This is a genomic window from Bradyrhizobium sp. Ash2021 (assembly GCF_031202265.1).
Classification (GTDB): Bacteria; Pseudomonadota; Alphaproteobacteria; order Rhizobiales; family Xanthobacteraceae; genus Bradyrhizobium.
Map to the genome: position 1 here is coordinate 8,476,829 of NZ_CP100604.1, position 16,204 is coordinate 8,493,032.

Annotated in this window: 20 protein-coding genes; 4 read left to right on the forward strand and 16 right to left on the reverse strand. The window is 63.7% G+C overall.

Annotated elements, in window-relative coordinates:
• Positions 1-10 precede the first annotated feature (10 nt).
• Together NL528_RS40825 and NL528_RS40830 are read left to right on the forward strand one after the other, a co-directional pair.
• Positions 11-382: a DUF883 family protein gene (locus NL528_RS40825; RefSeq protein WP_309179971.1), complete on the forward strand. Its 372-nt coding sequence runs from the start codon at positions 11-13 to the stop codon at positions 380-382.
• 102 nt (positions 383-484) lie between these two features.
• Positions 485-922, forward strand: a complete 438-nt coding sequence (locus tag NL528_RS40830) for a hypothetical protein (RefSeq protein WP_309179972.1) — start codon at positions 485-487, stop codon at positions 920-922.
• 913 nt (positions 923-1,835) lie between these two features.
• Here NL528_RS40830 and NL528_RS40835 read toward each other — a convergent pair.
• Together NL528_RS40835 and NL528_RS40840 are read right to left on the reverse strand one after the other, a co-directional pair.
• Positions 1,836-2,216 carry a hypothetical protein gene (locus NL528_RS40835; RefSeq protein WP_309179973.1) on the reverse strand — a complete coding sequence of 127 codons (381 nt, stop codon included), beginning with the start codon at positions 2,214-2,216 and terminating at the stop codon, positions 1,836-1,838.
• Between the two features lie 499 nt (positions 2,217-2,715).
• Positions 2,716-3,522 carry a response regulator gene (locus NL528_RS40840; protein ID WP_309179974.1) on the reverse strand — a complete coding sequence of 269 codons (807 nt, stop codon included), beginning with the start codon at positions 3,520-3,522 and terminating at the stop codon, positions 2,716-2,718.
• 285 nt (positions 3,523-3,807) lie between these two features.
• On the opposite strand from NL528_RS40840, the gene NL528_RS40845 reads away from it, so the two are divergent.
• Entirely contained in the window at positions 3,808-4,014 is a 207-nt protein-coding gene (locus NL528_RS40845; RefSeq protein WP_309179975.1) for a NepR family anti-sigma factor, read from the forward strand.
• Complete coding sequence (locus NL528_RS40850) at positions 4,014-4,559, forward strand: sigma-70 family RNA polymerase sigma factor (protein ID WP_309179976.1); 546 nt, start codon at positions 4,014-4,016, stop codon at positions 4,557-4,559. The genes NL528_RS40845 and NL528_RS40850 overlap by 1 nt, the downstream gene beginning before the upstream one ends.
• 228 nt (positions 4,560-4,787) lie before the next feature.
• Here NL528_RS40850 and NL528_RS40855 read toward each other — a convergent pair whose 3' ends face one another.
• The 14 genes from NL528_RS40855 to urtC all read right to left on the reverse strand — a co-directional run bounded on the left by NL528_RS40855 (position 4,788) and on the right by urtC (position 16,149).
• A complete protein-coding gene (locus NL528_RS40855) occupies positions 4,788-6,446 on the reverse strand; it encodes an HWE histidine kinase domain-containing protein (protein WP_309179977.1) in 1,659 nt (552 codons plus the stop codon).
• 455 nt (positions 6,447-6,901) lie between these two features.
• Positions 6,902-7,540 carry an urease accessory protein UreG gene (gene ureG, locus NL528_RS40860; RefSeq protein ID WP_309179978.1) on the reverse strand — a complete coding sequence of 213 codons (639 nt, stop codon included), beginning with the start codon at positions 7,538-7,540 and terminating at the stop codon, positions 6,902-6,904.
• 155 nt (positions 7,541-7,695) lie between these two features.
• Positions 7,696-8,433 (reverse strand): urease accessory protein UreF, encoded by a 738-nt coding sequence (locus NL528_RS40865; RefSeq protein ID WP_309185214.1) that lies wholly within the window; start codon positions 8,431-8,433, stop codon positions 7,696-7,698.
• A complete protein-coding gene (locus tag NL528_RS40870) occupies positions 8,414-9,034 on the reverse strand; it encodes an urease accessory protein UreE (RefSeq protein ID WP_309179979.1) in 621 nt (206 codons plus the stop codon). The genes NL528_RS40865 and NL528_RS40870 overlap by 20 nt, the downstream gene beginning before the upstream one ends.
• 3 nt (positions 9,035-9,037) lie before the next feature.
• Entirely contained in the window at positions 9,038-9,337 is a 300-nt protein-coding gene (locus NL528_RS40875) for a putative quinol monooxygenase (protein WP_309179981.1), read from the reverse strand.
• A gap of 25 nt (positions 9,338-9,362) precedes the next feature.
• Entirely contained in the window at positions 9,363-9,662 is a 300-nt protein-coding gene (locus NL528_RS40880) for a putative quinol monooxygenase (RefSeq protein ID WP_074273084.1), read from the reverse strand.
• A 47-nt stretch (positions 9,663-9,709) separates the two neighbouring features.
• Complete coding sequence (gene ureC / locus NL528_RS40885) at positions 9,710-11,422, reverse strand: urease subunit alpha (protein ID WP_309179983.1); 1,713 nt, start codon at positions 11,420-11,422, stop codon at positions 9,710-9,712.
• 28 nt (positions 11,423-11,450) lie between these two features.
• Positions 11,451-11,756: an urease subunit beta gene (locus NL528_RS40890; protein WP_309179984.1), complete on the reverse strand. Its 306-nt coding sequence runs from the start codon at positions 11,754-11,756 to the stop codon at positions 11,451-11,453.
• 11 nt (positions 11,757-11,767) lie between these two features.
• Positions 11,768-12,325 (reverse strand): HD domain-containing protein, encoded by a 558-nt coding sequence (locus NL528_RS40895; RefSeq protein ID WP_309179986.1) that lies wholly within the window; start codon positions 12,323-12,325, stop codon positions 11,768-11,770.
• Entirely contained in the window at positions 12,322-12,624 is a 303-nt protein-coding gene (locus tag NL528_RS40900; RefSeq protein WP_074273080.1) for an urease subunit gamma, read from the reverse strand. The genes NL528_RS40895 and NL528_RS40900 overlap by 4 nt, the downstream gene beginning before the upstream one ends.
• A 24-nt stretch (positions 12,625-12,648) precedes the next feature.
• Positions 12,649-13,485, reverse strand: coding sequence for an urease accessory protein UreD (locus NL528_RS40905; RefSeq protein ID WP_309179987.1), 837 nt, complete (start codon positions 13,483-13,485; stop codon positions 12,649-12,651).
• 41 nt (positions 13,486-13,526) lie between these two features.
• Positions 13,527-14,222 carry an urea ABC transporter ATP-binding subunit UrtE gene (gene urtE / locus NL528_RS40910; protein ID WP_309179988.1) on the reverse strand — a complete coding sequence of 232 codons (696 nt, stop codon included), beginning with the start codon at positions 14,220-14,222 and terminating at the stop codon, positions 13,527-13,529.
• A gap of 3 nt (positions 14,223-14,225) precedes the next feature.
• A complete protein-coding gene (gene urtD, locus NL528_RS40915; protein WP_309179989.1) occupies positions 14,226-14,987 on the reverse strand; it encodes an urea ABC transporter ATP-binding protein UrtD in 762 nt (253 codons plus the stop codon).
• A 4-nt stretch (positions 14,988-14,991) separates the two neighbouring features.
• Entirely contained in the window at positions 14,992-16,149 is a 1,158-nt protein-coding gene (urtC, locus tag NL528_RS40920; RefSeq protein WP_309179991.1) for an urea ABC transporter permease subunit UrtC, read from the reverse strand.
• Between the last annotated feature and the right edge of the window lie 55 nt (positions 16,150-16,204).

Below are 16,204 nucleotides of genomic sequence, written 5' to 3' on the forward strand. Positions count from 1 at the left end.
GGAGCTTTTGATGTCGACGACCCCTGGCGAAGCCGCAGTGAAAAATCTGACGGACAAAGCGACCTATGAACGTCTGGAAAAGGATGTAACCGCCGTGAAAAACGATATCGCAGCCCTGACCGAGCAGATCACCGACGCGCTCAACTCTTTTGCGGGCACCGCCGGCAAGCAGGCGCGGCGCGGCTACCAGCAGGCCCGCGCCAATGCCGAGCAGGCCGTGGACGACATGTCCGAGCGTGGCAGCGCGATGATGGGTGCCGCGCAGGATACGGCGGCGTCGATCGAGGAAACGCTCGAAGACGTCATCACGCAACGGCCGCTGGCGGCCGTCGGCCTCGCGCTCGGCCTCGGTTTCCTGATCGGCGCGACGTGGCGCAGGTAATAGCGATGGCTGTCCGTCACAAGCCAAATTTCTGGTCGAGATGGCGGCGCTGGTGGGCCGTTGCTTCGTTCGTTGAGGTTCTCTACCAAGCGAGGCGGGGCCATGTTTCAGCGACTGATCGATGATTTCAAGGATTCGACCGGCACGGCGCTGCGGCTGACCTCGCTCGCCGCAGCGGCCGGCGTGGCGCTGTTCATCACCACCTCGTTTCTCTGCGCGGCGGCATTCGTGCTGGTGCTGGAAAACTACGGCCCGGTGCAGGCCTGCTTCACCGGGGCTGCCATCTTCTTCGTGGTCACACTGATCGCCGCCGGCAGTTACATGGTGCGCAAGAACCGGATCAGGGCGCGCGCGGAAGCGAACGCAAAATCCGCCGCGCAAACCATGCTGGCCGACCCCATGGTCGTCGCCGCCGGCCTCCAGATCGTCCGCGCCATCGGCGTCAAGCGGTTGATCCCGATCCTCGCGGTCGGCGGCCTGGCGCTGGGATTCCTGGCCAGCCGCGGCGGCGCGTCCAGCACCGAAGCGCCGGCGGAGTAGTCGTCCTTGCTGCCAGTGTGGCGCACTGCGGCGCTCAACTAGGTCGTCGTACCCCCGCGAATGCGGGGTATCCAGTACGCCGCGGCTTCTCGGCTCAATCACTGACGTCTCTGGAATACTGGATCACCCGTTTTCGCGGGTGATGACGGATGAGAGTGTGGTGCGTTCGTGCGCAAAGACATGCTTTCGCGATCTCGCCGCGCATTCCGCGCGAGTTTTGCTCTGAACTTCCCGCCCTCGCCAATCAGAGGGCGCAGGGAATGCCGGGTGCGCGCTGCACCCGCGGTCTCGTGTGCAAAATTGTGCGAAGAAACGCACACGAGCATACAGGTTCAGCGGAAACACTCCGGCATTCCCCGCGCAATGGTTTTACGGCTTATGCCGTGCTCCCCGGCGACGAATTCGTCTTGTCACCGTCGCTGCCGGCTTGATGGCACTTCCGATCCGGTCGGATCGATTTCGCCACCGGCAGCTTGGCACCAGCAACGGGTGTCGGGACCACACGGTTTTGCCGTAGGCTGAAAGCGCCGTTCGTCCTGCGCGCAGTCGTTCACTCACGAGAGACTCGCCCCGTGAACAGACCTGTGCGCCGACGCTGCCGCGTCCACCGCATCCCCTCCCACGTTCGTGACGACGCGCGACCGCCCCTCTTGCCGGGAAAGGACGGGGCAAGCTGGTAGCGCTGATTTGCCCGACGGCGGAAGGGAAATATTTTTCTCGGAGGGGCTGGACAGCTTTTTTTGATTTGCCCGACGGGCAGTTTATTGGCGCATCAGCCGTCATTGCGAGCCAACGGCTCGCGCGAATGCGCGCCCGATGACAGGCTCTGCGAAGCAATCCATCCAGTCGCAGAAAGAAAGAATAGATTGCTTCGTCGCTAACGCTCCTCGCAATGACAAGAAGGCTGCGCCCCTCACGTCACGCAGCGCCCCGGCTGCAGCAGCTTTGCGACTTCCGTCAACACGCTGACCACGGGCTCGCAGGCGATCGCCGTTCTGCCGGGCTTCGTCAGCGAGGGGACTGCCGGGCGGGTGCGGGTTTCCGAGGCCACGGGCACGCGGACCAGGACCGAGGTGTCGGCCACGCCAGCGACCCGCAGCGCAATCGTCTGGGTCTGGCCGCGCGTCGGCACCACCGCCGCGCGATCGGCCTTGGCGACGCGGTTGACGCTGGATTCGGGCGCGACGAATGCCGCCTGCACGCCAGTCAGGTCATGGCCAGTGGCGAACTGAACGGCGCCGAGCGCCAGTGAGAGGGCCAGCGTTGCGAAAATTCCCTTATGAATCTGTGACATGTGTATCCCCCGCCCCAAGGCTGATCGGGAAGTTCAATGCAAACACAACGCGAGCAAACGGTTCCGGGTCGCAGGCCCCGCGATCACTTAACCGTGTACGAAAAAATTTTGAGAAGGCGGGAACGACTTCGGGGGTTGGGAGTCATCCCGGCAGCCGGTTATTCCCCCTGCCCCATTGACCGGCGACGTAGGGCGCGACCGTGGTGATGCCGGTCGCGCCCTGCTTTTTTTGTTCATTCGCTTCGTCAGAATCTTTATTCGCTGCGCCAGAATCTTTCGTCGTCCCGGCGAAGGCTAAGATCTATACGCCGCGGCTGCTGTGTCGAGGCACTCAAGCGGATGCCCCTTTCCTTCAACAAATGATCCTGTGGTTATAGGTCCCGGGCCCCGTGCGCAATTGCGCACCAGGCCGCGACGACGTGAGGTTTGGCGTCACGTCGCAAAAAAATCCGGCGCGCCTTCTGCACGCCGGATCAATTCAACTCCAACCGTTTTCAGCCTAACCCGTCGCCGCTCTCGGCACGCGGTTCTTCGAGTTGCGCTGGAAGAACAGCGCCTGGCTGGCGACCGCGGAGACCATCGCGGGCTGGAACGGTTTTGAGATCAGGAAGGCCGGCTCGGGGCGTTCGCCGGTCAGGAAGCGTTCGGGATAGGCGGTGATGAACACCACCGGGACCTCGAAGACGCGGAGCAGCTCGTTGACGGCGTCGAGGCCGGATGAGCCGTCGGCGAGCTGGATGTCGGCGAGGATCAGGCCGGGCTTCTTGTTCTTGGCCAGCGCCACCGCGTCCGAATGGGTGCGGGCGACACCGATCACGTTGTGACCGAGACTCTTCACCAGGCTTTCGAGGTCCATCGCGATGAACGTCTCGTCCTCGATGATCAGGACGTCGGTGGCGATTTCGGCGGCCATTTCGCGGCCGGCGGTGTCGGCGAGCTTGCGGGTATCGGCGACGCTGGTGGCGAGAATGAACGCCACTTCCTCCTCCGAAAAACCTTCCAGCGACAGCAGCAGGAAGGCCTGGCGCGGCAGCGGCGTAATGTTCGAGAGCCGGCGTTCCGACGGCATAGTCTGCGGCGCCAGATCGGGAAGATCGTTGATCGAGACCGAATTCCAGATCTGGGTGAACAGCCGGAACAGCCCGGCGCGGGCGCCGTGCGATTCATCCAGCAAGGCGGGGTCCTGCAGCAGGGCCTCCAGCATGGCCCCGACATAGGCGTCGCCCGATGCCTGGTTTCCGGTCAGCGCACGGGCATAGCGCCGCAACAGCGGCAAATGTTCAGCAACGAGCTGTGATCGGGACATCCCCACTCCATCCTTGTCTTTTGGTCGAAATATCCTGGGCCGAAATCGCCTGGAACGCTCGCTTTTGGGAGGACGCATCCAGCAAACAGGGGTGACCCGGTTCCCCTGTCATCGCCGACTACGCCTGAGAGACGAAAAAGTTCCAAGAAAAAGTTCCCAGAATTCGGAACTTTCCTTGAACCTTCGCATTAGGCTCTGATCGACAGCAGCGGGGCCAAGGCCCGTTTTCGAGAAAAAACGCTTGAAATGCAGGGACTTAACTCTCGGGGAAGCGTGGATCAGATCATGAAGGAAGTAAAGAAGCAGGGCGGTCTCAATGCCGAGATCCAGTCCAGAATCGGCCATCAACTCCGCGCCATGTATGACGATGTGGTTCGGCAGGGCGTGCCTGACCGCTTTGCGGAGCTCATCAAAAAGCTAGATGGGCCGGAGGCGGCGGCCCAGGCCGCTGGCCAAACGGATCAAACCGTAAAAAATGACGGGAGGGACTAATGCCTCTCACCGACTCTCTTCGCGACGACATCTTGGCGTCGGTACCTAGCCTGCGCGCGTTCGCGATCTCGCTCTCCGGTAATGGCGATCGTGCCGATGACCTGGTTCAGGAGACGTTGCTGCGCGCGATTGCCAATATCGACTCGTTCCAGCCGGGCTCGAACTTGCCGGCCTGGCTGTTCACCATCCTGCGCAACCTGTTCCGCTCCGACTATCGCAAGCGGCGGCGCGAGGTCGAGGACGCCGAGGGCAATTATGCCAAAACCCTGAAGACCCAGCCGGCGCAAAACGCGCATCTGGAGTTCGAGGAGTTTCGCTTGGCGCTCGACAAGCTGCCGCAGGACCAGCGCGAAGCGTTGATCCTGGTCGGCGCCTCCGGCTTCTCCTACGAGGACGCCGCGGCGATCTGCGGCTGTGCCGTCGGCACCATCAAGAGCCGCGTCAACCGCGCGCGCTCGAAGCTTTCTGCCCTGCTCTATGTCGACGGCGCCGACGATTTCGGCCCCGACAACACGGTGCGCGCGGTGATCGGCGGCAACAGCTGACGAGCGACGGAAGTGAAATGAGAAAGGCGGTCCGGTTGGGCCGCCTTTTTTGTTTGCGTTCGTAGCCAGTACAATCGGCGTCATTGCGAGCCAACGGGTCGCGCGAATGCGCGCCCGATGACAGGCTCCGCGAAGCAATCCATCTCGCCACGCAAAGAAAGAATGGATTGCTTCGCTTCGCTCGCAATGACGAGAAGCCCCGACGAGTACGCGGAGCCTACAAAATGATCACCGCACCGGCCGCACCGGCGCCGACAATTGTTCGGTGCGGTCGCGTTCGCTCATGTCGACCACCGTCACCATCGGGGCGGTGAGTTCGTAGACGTAGGAGACATCGGTGAAGTAGCGTTTCGCGGTGCCGCCGAGCGCTTCCGGCGCCACCCGATCGAGCAGGATCAAGCCGAAATCAGAGTCTTCCCGCCGTGTCGCAGCACTGGTGTTGAACTCTTCCCAGCGGAAATGGAAGATCGTCTCCGGCTCGTCGCCGACGATTTCCCAATGGGCGACGATGTGGGGGTGCTTGCCGACCAGCGACAGGCCCTCGTCGGAATGCGACGCCAGCTCGAAGAACAGCAGCGACAGCGACTGCGCGGCGCGGGCGCTGACGGCGATATCCGGACCGTTTACCGCGATGCGCTCGGCGTGCGGGATCGCGCGGGCCTCGAACAGCCCCTTCAGCTTCACGCCCTGCCACTGGCTTTCGCTGAGCAGCGTCACCACGTTCGACATCGCGTGAATGCGGCCGATCAAAAGCTCGCGCGAGACGTCCATATCCGACCCGTGGCGCAGGGTTCGCGTCACGATCGACTGGATCACGGCCAGGATGTTCTTGACGCGGTGGTTGAGCTCGTCGATCACGGCGGTGAGCCGGCGCTCGAAACCGATCCGCACCTGGATCTCGCGGCTGAGGCGCAGATTGTTGTAGGCGACATAACCGAACAGGCCGCAGATGATTCCGGTGAGCGCCAGCCCAATCGCTGCCACGATCGCCGCGGTCTGCTGCGCCCGTATCAGCGCGCTGGTCTTGGCATAATAGGCAAGCGACCAGTCGCGGCCCCCGAACGTCACGGTTCGCACTATCGACGGCGCCGGAGCGTCCGGCGTCACCGCACGCAGGGTGACGGCGCCGGAATCGTTGGCGACGAACTCGTCGTGGGAATCGCGCGGGTCCTTCAGCACCACGGAGAACAGCGACCGATCGTCATTGGCCAGCATCAGCGGCGCCAGCTCATAGGAGAAGGTGACGAAGCCCGCGGCCTCGCTGGCGCCTTCCTGCTGCACCGGCGCCGCGAGCACGAGGCCGACCGGCCCGTTCTGGCGCAACAGCGGGATCGGGTCCGACGCCACCGGCTTGCCGGTCGCCATCGCCTGCGCCAGCATCGGCCCGACGATCGAGTGTCCGTCATAGGCGCGGCCCGGAACACCCAGCGTATCCGGTGTGCGCGGCTCGAGGTCCATCAGCACGTCGATCGGCTTGTCGATGGCCTTGAGATCCAGCGGCTGGTCGTCGAAATCGCGAATGGCCGGGTTGCTGAAGCCGGCGCTCTTGAGCTCCGCCTGCGCGGCGCCGAGCTCGGTGGGCTTGAGCCGCGCGATCCAGGAGGCGACCACGAAATCGGTCTTGAAGGCGTAGATCGAGGACCGCAGCGGCTGCAGCATGTTGGCCTTCACCACCGACGGCGCACGAAACAGGCCACTTGCCACGCGCGCGAGCAGCTCGCGCTCGGTCAACCGGTCCTGCACCAGGCTGGCGTGGACGTCGATCGCGCGCGCCAGCGCGATGCCGTCCAGCGTCAATTCCTGATCGTGGACGCGCCACGCCGCGAGACCGGAGAGCAGAACCCCGATCAGCGCGAGAAAGCCGATGATGAAACCCAGCCGAACCACTCGCTTACTCGGGCATGTCGGGTTGGCAGAGAGGCAAAGGAAGCATTTTGGGTCTGTCGGGACGGTAACGAATAGACACAGAACAAAGGCCAACCGCGGGAGATAATGAAGGAGCGATCATCGGTACGCAACTACAGTTGGCAGCAAGAATGAACGGCGGGGGCCGTGGGCCGTGCTTTGGCGGCGCCAGAGAGTGCTAATCGGACAGGAAGGAATTTGTTCCGGGCGGGATCAGAAATATTTTAAAACAAGCCCACTCCATCTCCGTCATCCCCGGACGAACGCACTTGCGTTCGCTCGGGAGGTGCGAGCCTCTTGGGCGAGCCTCGAAGGATGGCTTGCGACGGTGCCCGCGGCACATCCTTCGAGGCCGTCGCAAGTGCGACGGCACCTCAGGATGACGGTTGAGAGATTCGCTGCCCCGGGCCGGGCGCCAAAAGTGTTAACGAACGTCGTTAACCCGCCTTGACCCGCGCCGCCGGGCGGAGGCCGCCCTTGGCCTCGATGAAGGCGATGATGCGCGCCAGCCCCTCGCTCTTCTTCAGATTGGTCATCACGAACGGCCGCTCGCCGCGCATCCGCTTCGCATCGGTGTCCATCTTTTCCAGCGACGCGCCGACATGGGGTGCGAGGTCGATCTTGTTGATCACCAGCAGGTCCGAGCGGGTGATGCCCGGCCCGCCCTTGGAGGGGATCTTGTCGCCGGCGGCGACGTCGATAACGTAGATCGTCAAGTCAGCAAGCTCCGGCGAGAAGGTGGCGGCCAGATTGTCGCCGCCGGATTCGATCAGCACCAGGTCGAGGTTGGGAAACTTGGCGCGCATGTCGGCGACCGCCGCCAGATTCATCGAGGCGTCCTCGCGGATCGCGGTGTGCGGACAGCCGCCGGTCTCGACGCCGGCGATGCGGTCGGCGGTCAGCGAGCCCGACCGCACCAGAAACTCCGCGTCCCATTTGGTGTAGATGTCGTTGGTGATCGCGGCGATGTCGTAGGTGTCGCGCATCGATTTGCAGAGCAGGTCCATCAGCGCGGTCTTTCCGGAGCCAACCGGGCCGCCGATGCCGATCCGAAGCGGGCCGTGAGAATTAGACATGGCGAATACTCCTCAATTCCCGTCGTCCCTGCGAACGCAGGGACCCATACCGCGTGATCTATCGATAAGACAGAATGGCCGACACCTTCCGCAACAACCAAGGCCGGTGGTTATGGGTCCCCGCGTTCGCGGGGACGACGTGCTGATAGATAAATTCATGACCGGAACAGCCGCGTGTACTGCGTCTCGTGGCGCAGGCTCGCCAGGTCGGCGCGAAACGTCGCGCTGCCGAGATCGTCCAACGAGGCTTCCAGCGCGCGGCCTGCGGTAACGACGACGGCCGGCTCGAGCGCGGCGAGCAGGCGCTGGCTGTCGGTTTGCCCGAGCGGCACCAGCCGCGCGCCGGCGGAAATCCAGTTCGACACCAGCGCGTGCAGGAACGCGTGCATCGCGGGCGCCAGCGGAATGGCGTGCGCAGCGCTGACGACGCCGACCGCGACCGGATAGACGACCGCGCCGCCGCAGGCCGCGACCCGTTCGTCCAGCCCGTCGCAGCTCCAGGCCGCGCGCGCGATCTCGATGAAGGCGCGGCCCTGCGTGGAAGTTTCGAGCTGGCGCTCGCGCGAGGGCACGAAGGCGGCGGCAAGCTCGGCGATCTCGCGAAGCTGGGCGTCATCGCGCGCGGATGCTGCCCGATGCGCCTGCGCCAGAAACACGCCGTCGCAAAATCCGGACCCATCCGCCAGCATCGCCGCGAGCCAGTCGCGCAAGCTGGCGGCATCGACGATATCGCCAGCCTCCACCGCCCATTCGATGCCGCTGGAATAGGAGAACGCGCCGACCGGAAAGCCCGGCGACAGCCAGGTCATCAGCCGGTACAGCGCCGCGCCCTCGTCTGCCGTCATCCCGCGCCGGTCGTCGAAGGCCAAGGGTTCACTTGTGGTCATGAGCATGGGAGTGATCGTGGTGGTCGTGATCGCAATGCTCGTCGTGGTGATGGTGATCACTATGGTGATCGTGATCACCGTGGTGATCGTGATCACTGTGGTGATCGTGGTGATGACCATGATCGTGCGACGAATGATCGTGCGCGTGCGCGGCAGGCTCGGACGCATAGGCGTGGCCGCTCGCATAGGCGCCGCCTTCGGGATCGAACGGCGCCTCGATCTCGATGATGCGCGCCCCTAACCCCTTCACCATCGCCTCGATGACGTGGTCGCGCCGGATGCGCAGGCCTTTGGGCATGATCTGCGTCGGCAGATGCCGGTTGCCGAGATGCCAGGCGACCCGGACCAGATGCAGCGGATCGGCGCCCCTGATCTCGACCAGCGGCTCGGCCGCCGCGACCACCTCGATCAGCCGGCCGTCTTCCAGCACCAACGCATCGCCGCCGCGCAAGGCTGTGGCGTTTTCGAGGTCGAGCAGGAATTCGAGCCCGCGCGTGCCCGTCATCGCCATCCGCCGCCGGTGCCGGTCGTCGAAATCGAGCACGACGGTGTCGGCCGCGGCGTGCGTCCAGTGATGCTGGCCTTCAACTCGGGTAGCGCGGATCATGATTTAGAACTTCTCAACCTTGCCGTCGCTTATGATCTCGATCACCGTCGGCGCCGTCTTCATCTGCGAAGAATACTCCCGCCACACCTTCATATGGGGCGCGCGGCCATGCGCATTGAGATCGTCGCGGGTCTCCCAGCGCTCCACCACCACATACAGATTGGGGTTGTTCACGCTGACATGGCCGTCATAGGAGATGCAGCCCTTTTCCTTGAGTGTTTCGGCGGTACAGGCTTTGTGCCCCTTGATGAAGTCGTCCTTGTTTTCCGGCTTCATCGGCGTGGTGGCGATGACGTAGATCATAAAATTCTCCCGTGGCTTTTCTTGATTAGCGGACGTCGACCTTTTCCGGCGTGATCACTTCGATTTTCGGCGGCGCGCTCATGCATTGCACCGCGACGCGGCCAAAAGTCTTCATGTGCTCCATGCCGCGGTGCGGAACCAGCGCTTCGGCATTTTCCCACTGCTCGACGAACACCATCTTGGAAGGATCAGTGACGCTCTCGTGCAGATCATAGGCGATATTGCCCGGCTCTTTGCGGGTTTCCTTGATGCAGGCGGTAGCCGCCGCAATGAATTCGGCGCGCGTTTCAGGTTTGACGGTCAGTGTGGCAACGACGTAGATCACGGAAAATCCTCCCGGCTTTGTTCTGGCTTAGCTTGCCGGGCAGGACCTTAGAACATGAAATAGCGCTGCGCCATGGGCAGCACCTCGGCCGGGGCGCAGGTCAGCAGTTCGCCGTCCGCGCGCACCTCATAGGTCTCGGGATCGACCTCGATTTTTGGGGTGGCGCCGTTGTGGATCATGCTCTTTTTCGAGATGCCGTCACGGGTATTTTGCACCGCGTACAGCTTCTTATCGATGCCGAGTTTTCGCGCCAGCCCACCGGTGATAGCCGCCTTGGACGTGAACACCACCGAGGACGCCGTCAGCGACTTGCCGTAGGCCGCAAACATCGGCTGGTAATGCACGGGCTGCGGGGTCGGGATCGACGCGTTGGGATCGCCCATGGGAGCGGCCACGATCGAGCCACCCTTGATGATGCAATCCGGTTTCACGCCGAAGAACGCCGGCGACCACAATACGAGGTCGGCGAGCTTGCCCTTCTCCACCGAGCCGATCAGTTTTGACACGCCATGCGCGATCGCGGGGTTGATGGTGTATTTGGCGATGTAGCGCTTGACGCGGAAATTGTCGTTGTTGCCCTTGTCTTCCGGCAACGATCCGCGCTGCTTCTTCATCTTGTCGGCGGTCTGCCAGGTGCGGATGATGACTTCGCCGAGCCGGCCCATCGCCTGCGAGTCCGATGACATCATCGAGAGCGCGCCGAGATCGTGCAGAATGTCTTCGGCGGCGATGGTCTCTTTCCGGATGCGGCTTTCGGCGAAGGCGAGATCCTCCGCGATCGAGGGATCGAGATGGTGGCACACCATCAGCATGTCCAGATGCTCGTCGATGGTGTTGCGGGTGAACGGCCGGGTCGGGTTGGTCGAGGACGGCAGCACGTTCTTCAGCCCTGCAATTTTAATGATATCCGGCGCATGGCCGCCGCCGGCGCCTTCGGTGTGGAAGGCATGGATGGTGCGACCCTTGAAGGCTTTTACCGTGTCTTCGACGAAGCCGGATTCGTTCAGCGTGTCCGAGTGGATCATCACCTGGATGTCGTAATCGTCCGCGACCGAGAGGCAATTGTCGATTGCGGCCGGCGTGGTGCCCCAGTCTTCGTGCAGTTTCAGCGCGCAGGCGCCGGCCTTGATCATCTCGACCAGCGCGGCCGGACGCGAGGCGTTGCCCTTGCCGGATATGCCGAGATTGACCGGAAAAGCGTCGAACGACTGGATCATCCGCGCCATGTGCCACGGGCCGGGCGTGCAGGTGGTCGCGAACGTGCCGTGCGAGGGGCCGGTGCCGCCGCCCAGCATCGAGGTGACGCCCGACATCAAGGCATGTTCGATCTGCTGCGGGCAGATGAAATGGATATGGCTGTCGAAGCCGCCCGCGGTGAGGATCTTGCCCTCGCCCGCGATCACGTCGGTGCCGGGGCCGATCACGATGGTGACGCCGGGCTGGATATCAGGATTGCCGGCCTTGCCGATCGCGCCGATAAAACCTTCCTTGATCGCGACGTCGGCTTTGACGATGCCCCAGTGGTCGACGATCAGCGCATTGGTGATGACGGTATCGGCCGCGCCCTGCTTGTTGGTGACCTGGGATTGCCCCATGCCGTCGCGGATCACCTTGCCGCCGCCGAATTTCACTTCCTCGCCGTAGGTGGTGAAATCCTTTTCGACCTCGATGATGAGATCGGTATCGGCCAGCCGCACCCGGTCGCCGGTGGTCGGCCCGAACATGTCGGCATAGACGGAACGTTTGATTTTTACGGACATGAATTTGCTCCAGCCACTTCGAACATGTTCACAGCTTGCCCATTACCTCGCCGCGAAATCCGTAGATCACGCGCTTGCCTGCGAGCGCGACCAGTTGCACGTCGCGGGTCTGGCCGGGCTCGAACCGCACCGCGGTGCCGGCGGCGATGTCGAGCCGCATGCCGCGCGCCTTCTTGCGGTCGAACTTCAGCGCCGGATTGGTCTCGAAGAAATGGTAGTGCGAGCCGACCTGGATCGGCCGGTCGCCGCTATTGGCGACCGTCAACGTCACCGTCTTGCGGCCGGCGTTGAGCTCGATCTCGCCGTCCTTGATGAAGAGTTCGCCGGGGATCATGGTCGATTTCCTTATGCCACACGCGACAGAACGGCCGCACGCGCGCCGCTCACCGCGGCATCGAATGCCTGTTCGAGCTTTGAATTTAATCCACGGCAATGGCCGATCACCTGTTCGGCCCAGGCAATGTAGTCCAGCGCACGATCGGCGTCCCAATCGGCGGGCGGATCGACCGCGAGCGTCCGGACGTTGCTGGTCGCATCGGCCAGCTTGAGCAGCTTCGCCCGCCGGCTTTTCTTCGGCGCCGTCACGATTTGCAGACGCTTGCGTTCCAGCTTCGGCAGACTCTTGTCGTCGGTGACTTCCATCACAATGGCGGCAATGTCCTCGCCGAACAAATCTCGCAGCTCGTCCAGCGATGTCCGGGTATCCTCGATCGTGTCATGCAGAAAACACGCGGCGACCAGCGCCGCGTCTTCGCCTTCGGTCGCTTCGGAAAGCAACGCCGCGACTTCCGCCAGATGATTGATATAGGGCTCGCAGCGCCGCCCCTTGCGGCGCTGATCGGCATGGCGCTGTGCGGCAAAGTGAGCGGCACGCGTCACCAGGCGTATTCCGTCGGACGTCATCGGATCGGCTCATGCACGGTGACGAGCTTGGTGCCGTCCGGGAATGTCGCCTCGACCTGGATGTCGTGGATCATCTCGGCAATCCCGTCCATGCACTGCGCCCGGGTAATCACCTGGGCGCCGGCCTGCATCAGATCGGCGACGGTGCGGCCGTCGCGGGCGCCCTCGACGATGAAATCCGAGATGATGGCGATGGCCTCCGGATGGTTGAGCTTGACGCCGCGCTCCAGCCGGCGGCGCGCCACCATGGCCGCCATCGAGATCAAGAGCTTGTCCTTTTCGCGGGGGGAGAGATTCATGCGGGCACTCTGAATTTGGACCGGTTAGTTGAGCCACAGCCTGGGCAGCGCCGCGCCGGAGGCACGGCCGAGCACGGCCATCATGTCGGCGCGGAGCCGGGCCGCATCTTGGGCACAGAAGCGCGCCATTGCAAATCCATTCCAGCAGGAGATGCCGACCTCGCCGCCGAACGATTCCGATGCCTCGCGGATCCGCTCCACCACCGCCGCGTCGCCGGGCACGATCAGCGCCGTGCCGATAGCGACGCCGCCATTGGCGATCGCCGGGCGCTTCAGTTTTTCGCCGATATCGCCGTCGAGCCGGACGGTCTCGGCGAGCACGAGCCTGCCCGCGCGGCGCAGACGCCAGCGATCGACGAATTCGCCGTGCAGCATCTTTTCCCCCATCGCGGAGCGGCCGAACACCACGATCTCGCAGAGCAGGAGCGAGGCATCCTCCGCCAGATCGATATCGATGCGCCTTAAAATCCGCGCCCGGTCGAACAGGATGGTCTCCTGCGGCAGCCAGGCGAGGTGCGAGCGGGCCTCCGCCCTCAGCGCAATATTGAGCTGCGCGGCCGGCCCCGCCGCGCGGTAGACTTTTTCGGCCGCCGCCGTCGTCAGCGTCAGCCGCGATCCTTCGCCGGCCAGGATGTCGATGTCGAAGCGGTCGCCGCCGGCAATGCCGCCCGCGGTGTTGACGAACACCCCCGATAAGCCCTCGGCCTCGGGCGAGGGAAACCGCACCCGCAGCGAACCGGATTCATGCAACCGGCCGCGGCGGGTGACGCCATCCTGCAAGCGCACGTCGAACTTTACCGCGCCCTGGGCACGGTTGGCGGCGAAAGTCGCCGAAGCCGCGCGCGAAATATCGGTCCGCATCCATCCCCCACGGCAGCGACCGCGAGAGGGCCGCGACTAAATTACAGCGCCATCTGGCGGCTGATTTCGGCGGGATCGAGGTTTGAGCGGTCACAGGCATATTTCACCGCGCCCCGGTCCATGACCGCGAAATTGTCGCCGAGCTCGCAGGCAAAGTCGAGATATTGTTCGACCAGCACGATCGCCATGTTGCCGAGGCTGCGCAGATAGGAGATCGCGCGCCCGATGTCCTTGATGATCGAGGGCTGGATACCCTCGGTCGGCTCGTCGAGCAGCAGCAATTTCGGCCGCATCACCAGCGCACGGCCGATCGCGAGCTGCTGCTGCTGGCCGCCGGAGAGGTCGCCGCCGCGCCGCCCGAGCATCGAGTTCAAGACCGGAAACAACGAGAACACGTCGTCGGGAATGTTGCGGTCGTCGCGCTTCAGCGGCCCGAAGCCGGTCTTGAGATTTTCCTCCACCGTCAGCAGCGGAAAGATCTCGCGGCCCTGCGGCACGAAGCCGATGCCCTTGCGCGCCCGCTCGTAGGGCTTGAGGCCGGTGATGTCGTCGCCATTGAGCGTGATCGAGCCGCTCGCGATCGGGTACTGGCCGACCATCGCGCGCAGCAGCGAGGTCTTGCCGACGCCGTTGCGGCCGAGCACGCAGGTCACCTTGCCGGGTTCGGCCGCGATCGAGACGCCGCGCAGCGCCTGCGCCGCGCCGTAATAGAGGCTGATGTTATCGACCTTCAGCATGGATCACCGCCCCAGATACACTTCGACGACACGGTCATTCGACGATACCTGGTCGATGGTTCCCTCCGCCAGCACGGTGCCTTCGTGCAGGCAGGTCACCTTGACGCCGAGCTCGCGCACGAAGGTCATGTCGTGCTCGACCACCATGATGGTGTGGTTCTTGTTGATCTGCTTCAACAGCTCGGCGGTCAGATGGGTCTCGACGTCGGTCATCCCGGCGACCGGCTCGTCAACCAATAGCACCTTCGGATCCTGCGCCAGCAGCATGCCGATCTCGAGCCACTGTTTCTGACCGTGGGAGAGGCTGCCGGCCAGGCGGTTGCGCGCATCCTTCAGGCGGATGGTCTCCAGCACCTTTTCGATACGTTCGGTCTCGGATTTGCTCTCGCGCCAGAACAGCGTGCCCTTGACGCTGTGGTCGACATTGAGCGCGAGCAGGAGGTTGTCGTAGACGGTCTGGCTCTCGAACACGGTCGGCTTCTGGAATTTGCGGCCGATGCCGAGCTCGGCGATGCGGGTCTCGTCGAGCCGGGTGAGGTCGACGGTGCCGTCGAACAGCACCGTGCCCTCGTCCGGCTTGGTCTTGCCGGTAATGATGTCCATCATCGTGGTCTTGCCGGCGCCGTTCGGGCCGATGATGGCGCGCATCTCGCCGGGCTCCAGCGCCAGCGACAAATTGTTGATGGCGTGGAAGCCGTCGAACGAGACATGCACACCGTCGAGATAGAGCATCGCGGAGGTGGCGCGAGTATCCATCACATTCATGGGCCTACTCCGCCATCTTCGGTGTGCTGACGCCGTCTTCGCACGCCGCGCTTTCCGCGTTCGCGCTGCGCCGCGTCTCGCGCCAGTTGTTGTAGGTGCCGACGATGCCCCTGGGCAGCAGCAGCGTCACCAGGATGAACAGCGCACCCAGCATGAACAGCCAGTACGGCGCCAGCGGGCCCGACGTGAAGTAGGTTTTGGCGTAATTGACGACGATGGCGCCGAGTGCCGCCCCGATCAACGTGCCGCGGCCGCCGACCGCGACCCAGATCACGGCCTCGATGGAATTGCCCGGCGCGAACTCGCCGGGATTGATGATGCCGACCTGAGGGACATAGAGCGCGCCGGCGACGCCGGCCATGCAGGCCGACAGCGTGAACACGAACAGCTTGTAGGATTCGACGCGGTAGCCCAAAAATCGCGTGCGGGATTCTGCGTCGCGAACCGCGATCAGCACCTTGCCGAGTTTCGAGGTCACCACCGCCCGGCAGATCAGGAAGGCGATGATGAGCGCAAGGCAGCTCAAGAGGAACAGCGCGGCGCGGGTGCCGTCAGCTTGCACGTTGAAGCCCAGAATGTCCTTGAAGTCGGTCAGGCCGTTGTTGCCGCCGAAGCCGAAATCGTTGCGGAAGAAGGCCAGCAGCAGCGCGTAGGTCATCGCCTGCGTGATGATCGAGAGATAGACGCCGGTGACGCGGGAGCGGAACGCCAGCCAGCCGAAGCAGAACGCCAGCAGGCCCGGGACCACGAGCACCATCAATGCCGCGAACCAGAACATATCGAAACCGTACCAGTACCACGGCAGTTTCGGGTAGTTCAGGAACACCATGAAGTCTGGCAGGATCGGATTGCCGTAGACGCCGCGGCTGCCGATCTGGCGCATCAGGTACATGCCCATGGCGTAGCCGCCGAGCGCGAAGAACGCGCCGTGACCGAGCGAAAGAATGCCGCAATAGCCCCAGATCAGGTCGATCGAGAGCGCCAGGACGGCGTAGCAGACATATTTGCCGAACAGCGCGACCAGATAGGTCGGTACCTGAAAGATGGAGCCGGACGGCAGCAGCAGGTTCGACAGCGGGATCAGCACGCCAAGGGCTGCGACCACGAGCAGGAATATGGTCGCGCTGCGGTCCAGCGAGCGGGTGAGCGCATGCGGCATCATTGGCAGTGCGCTCCCTCTCCCGCTTGCGGGGGAGGGTTGGGGTGGGGGTATTGCC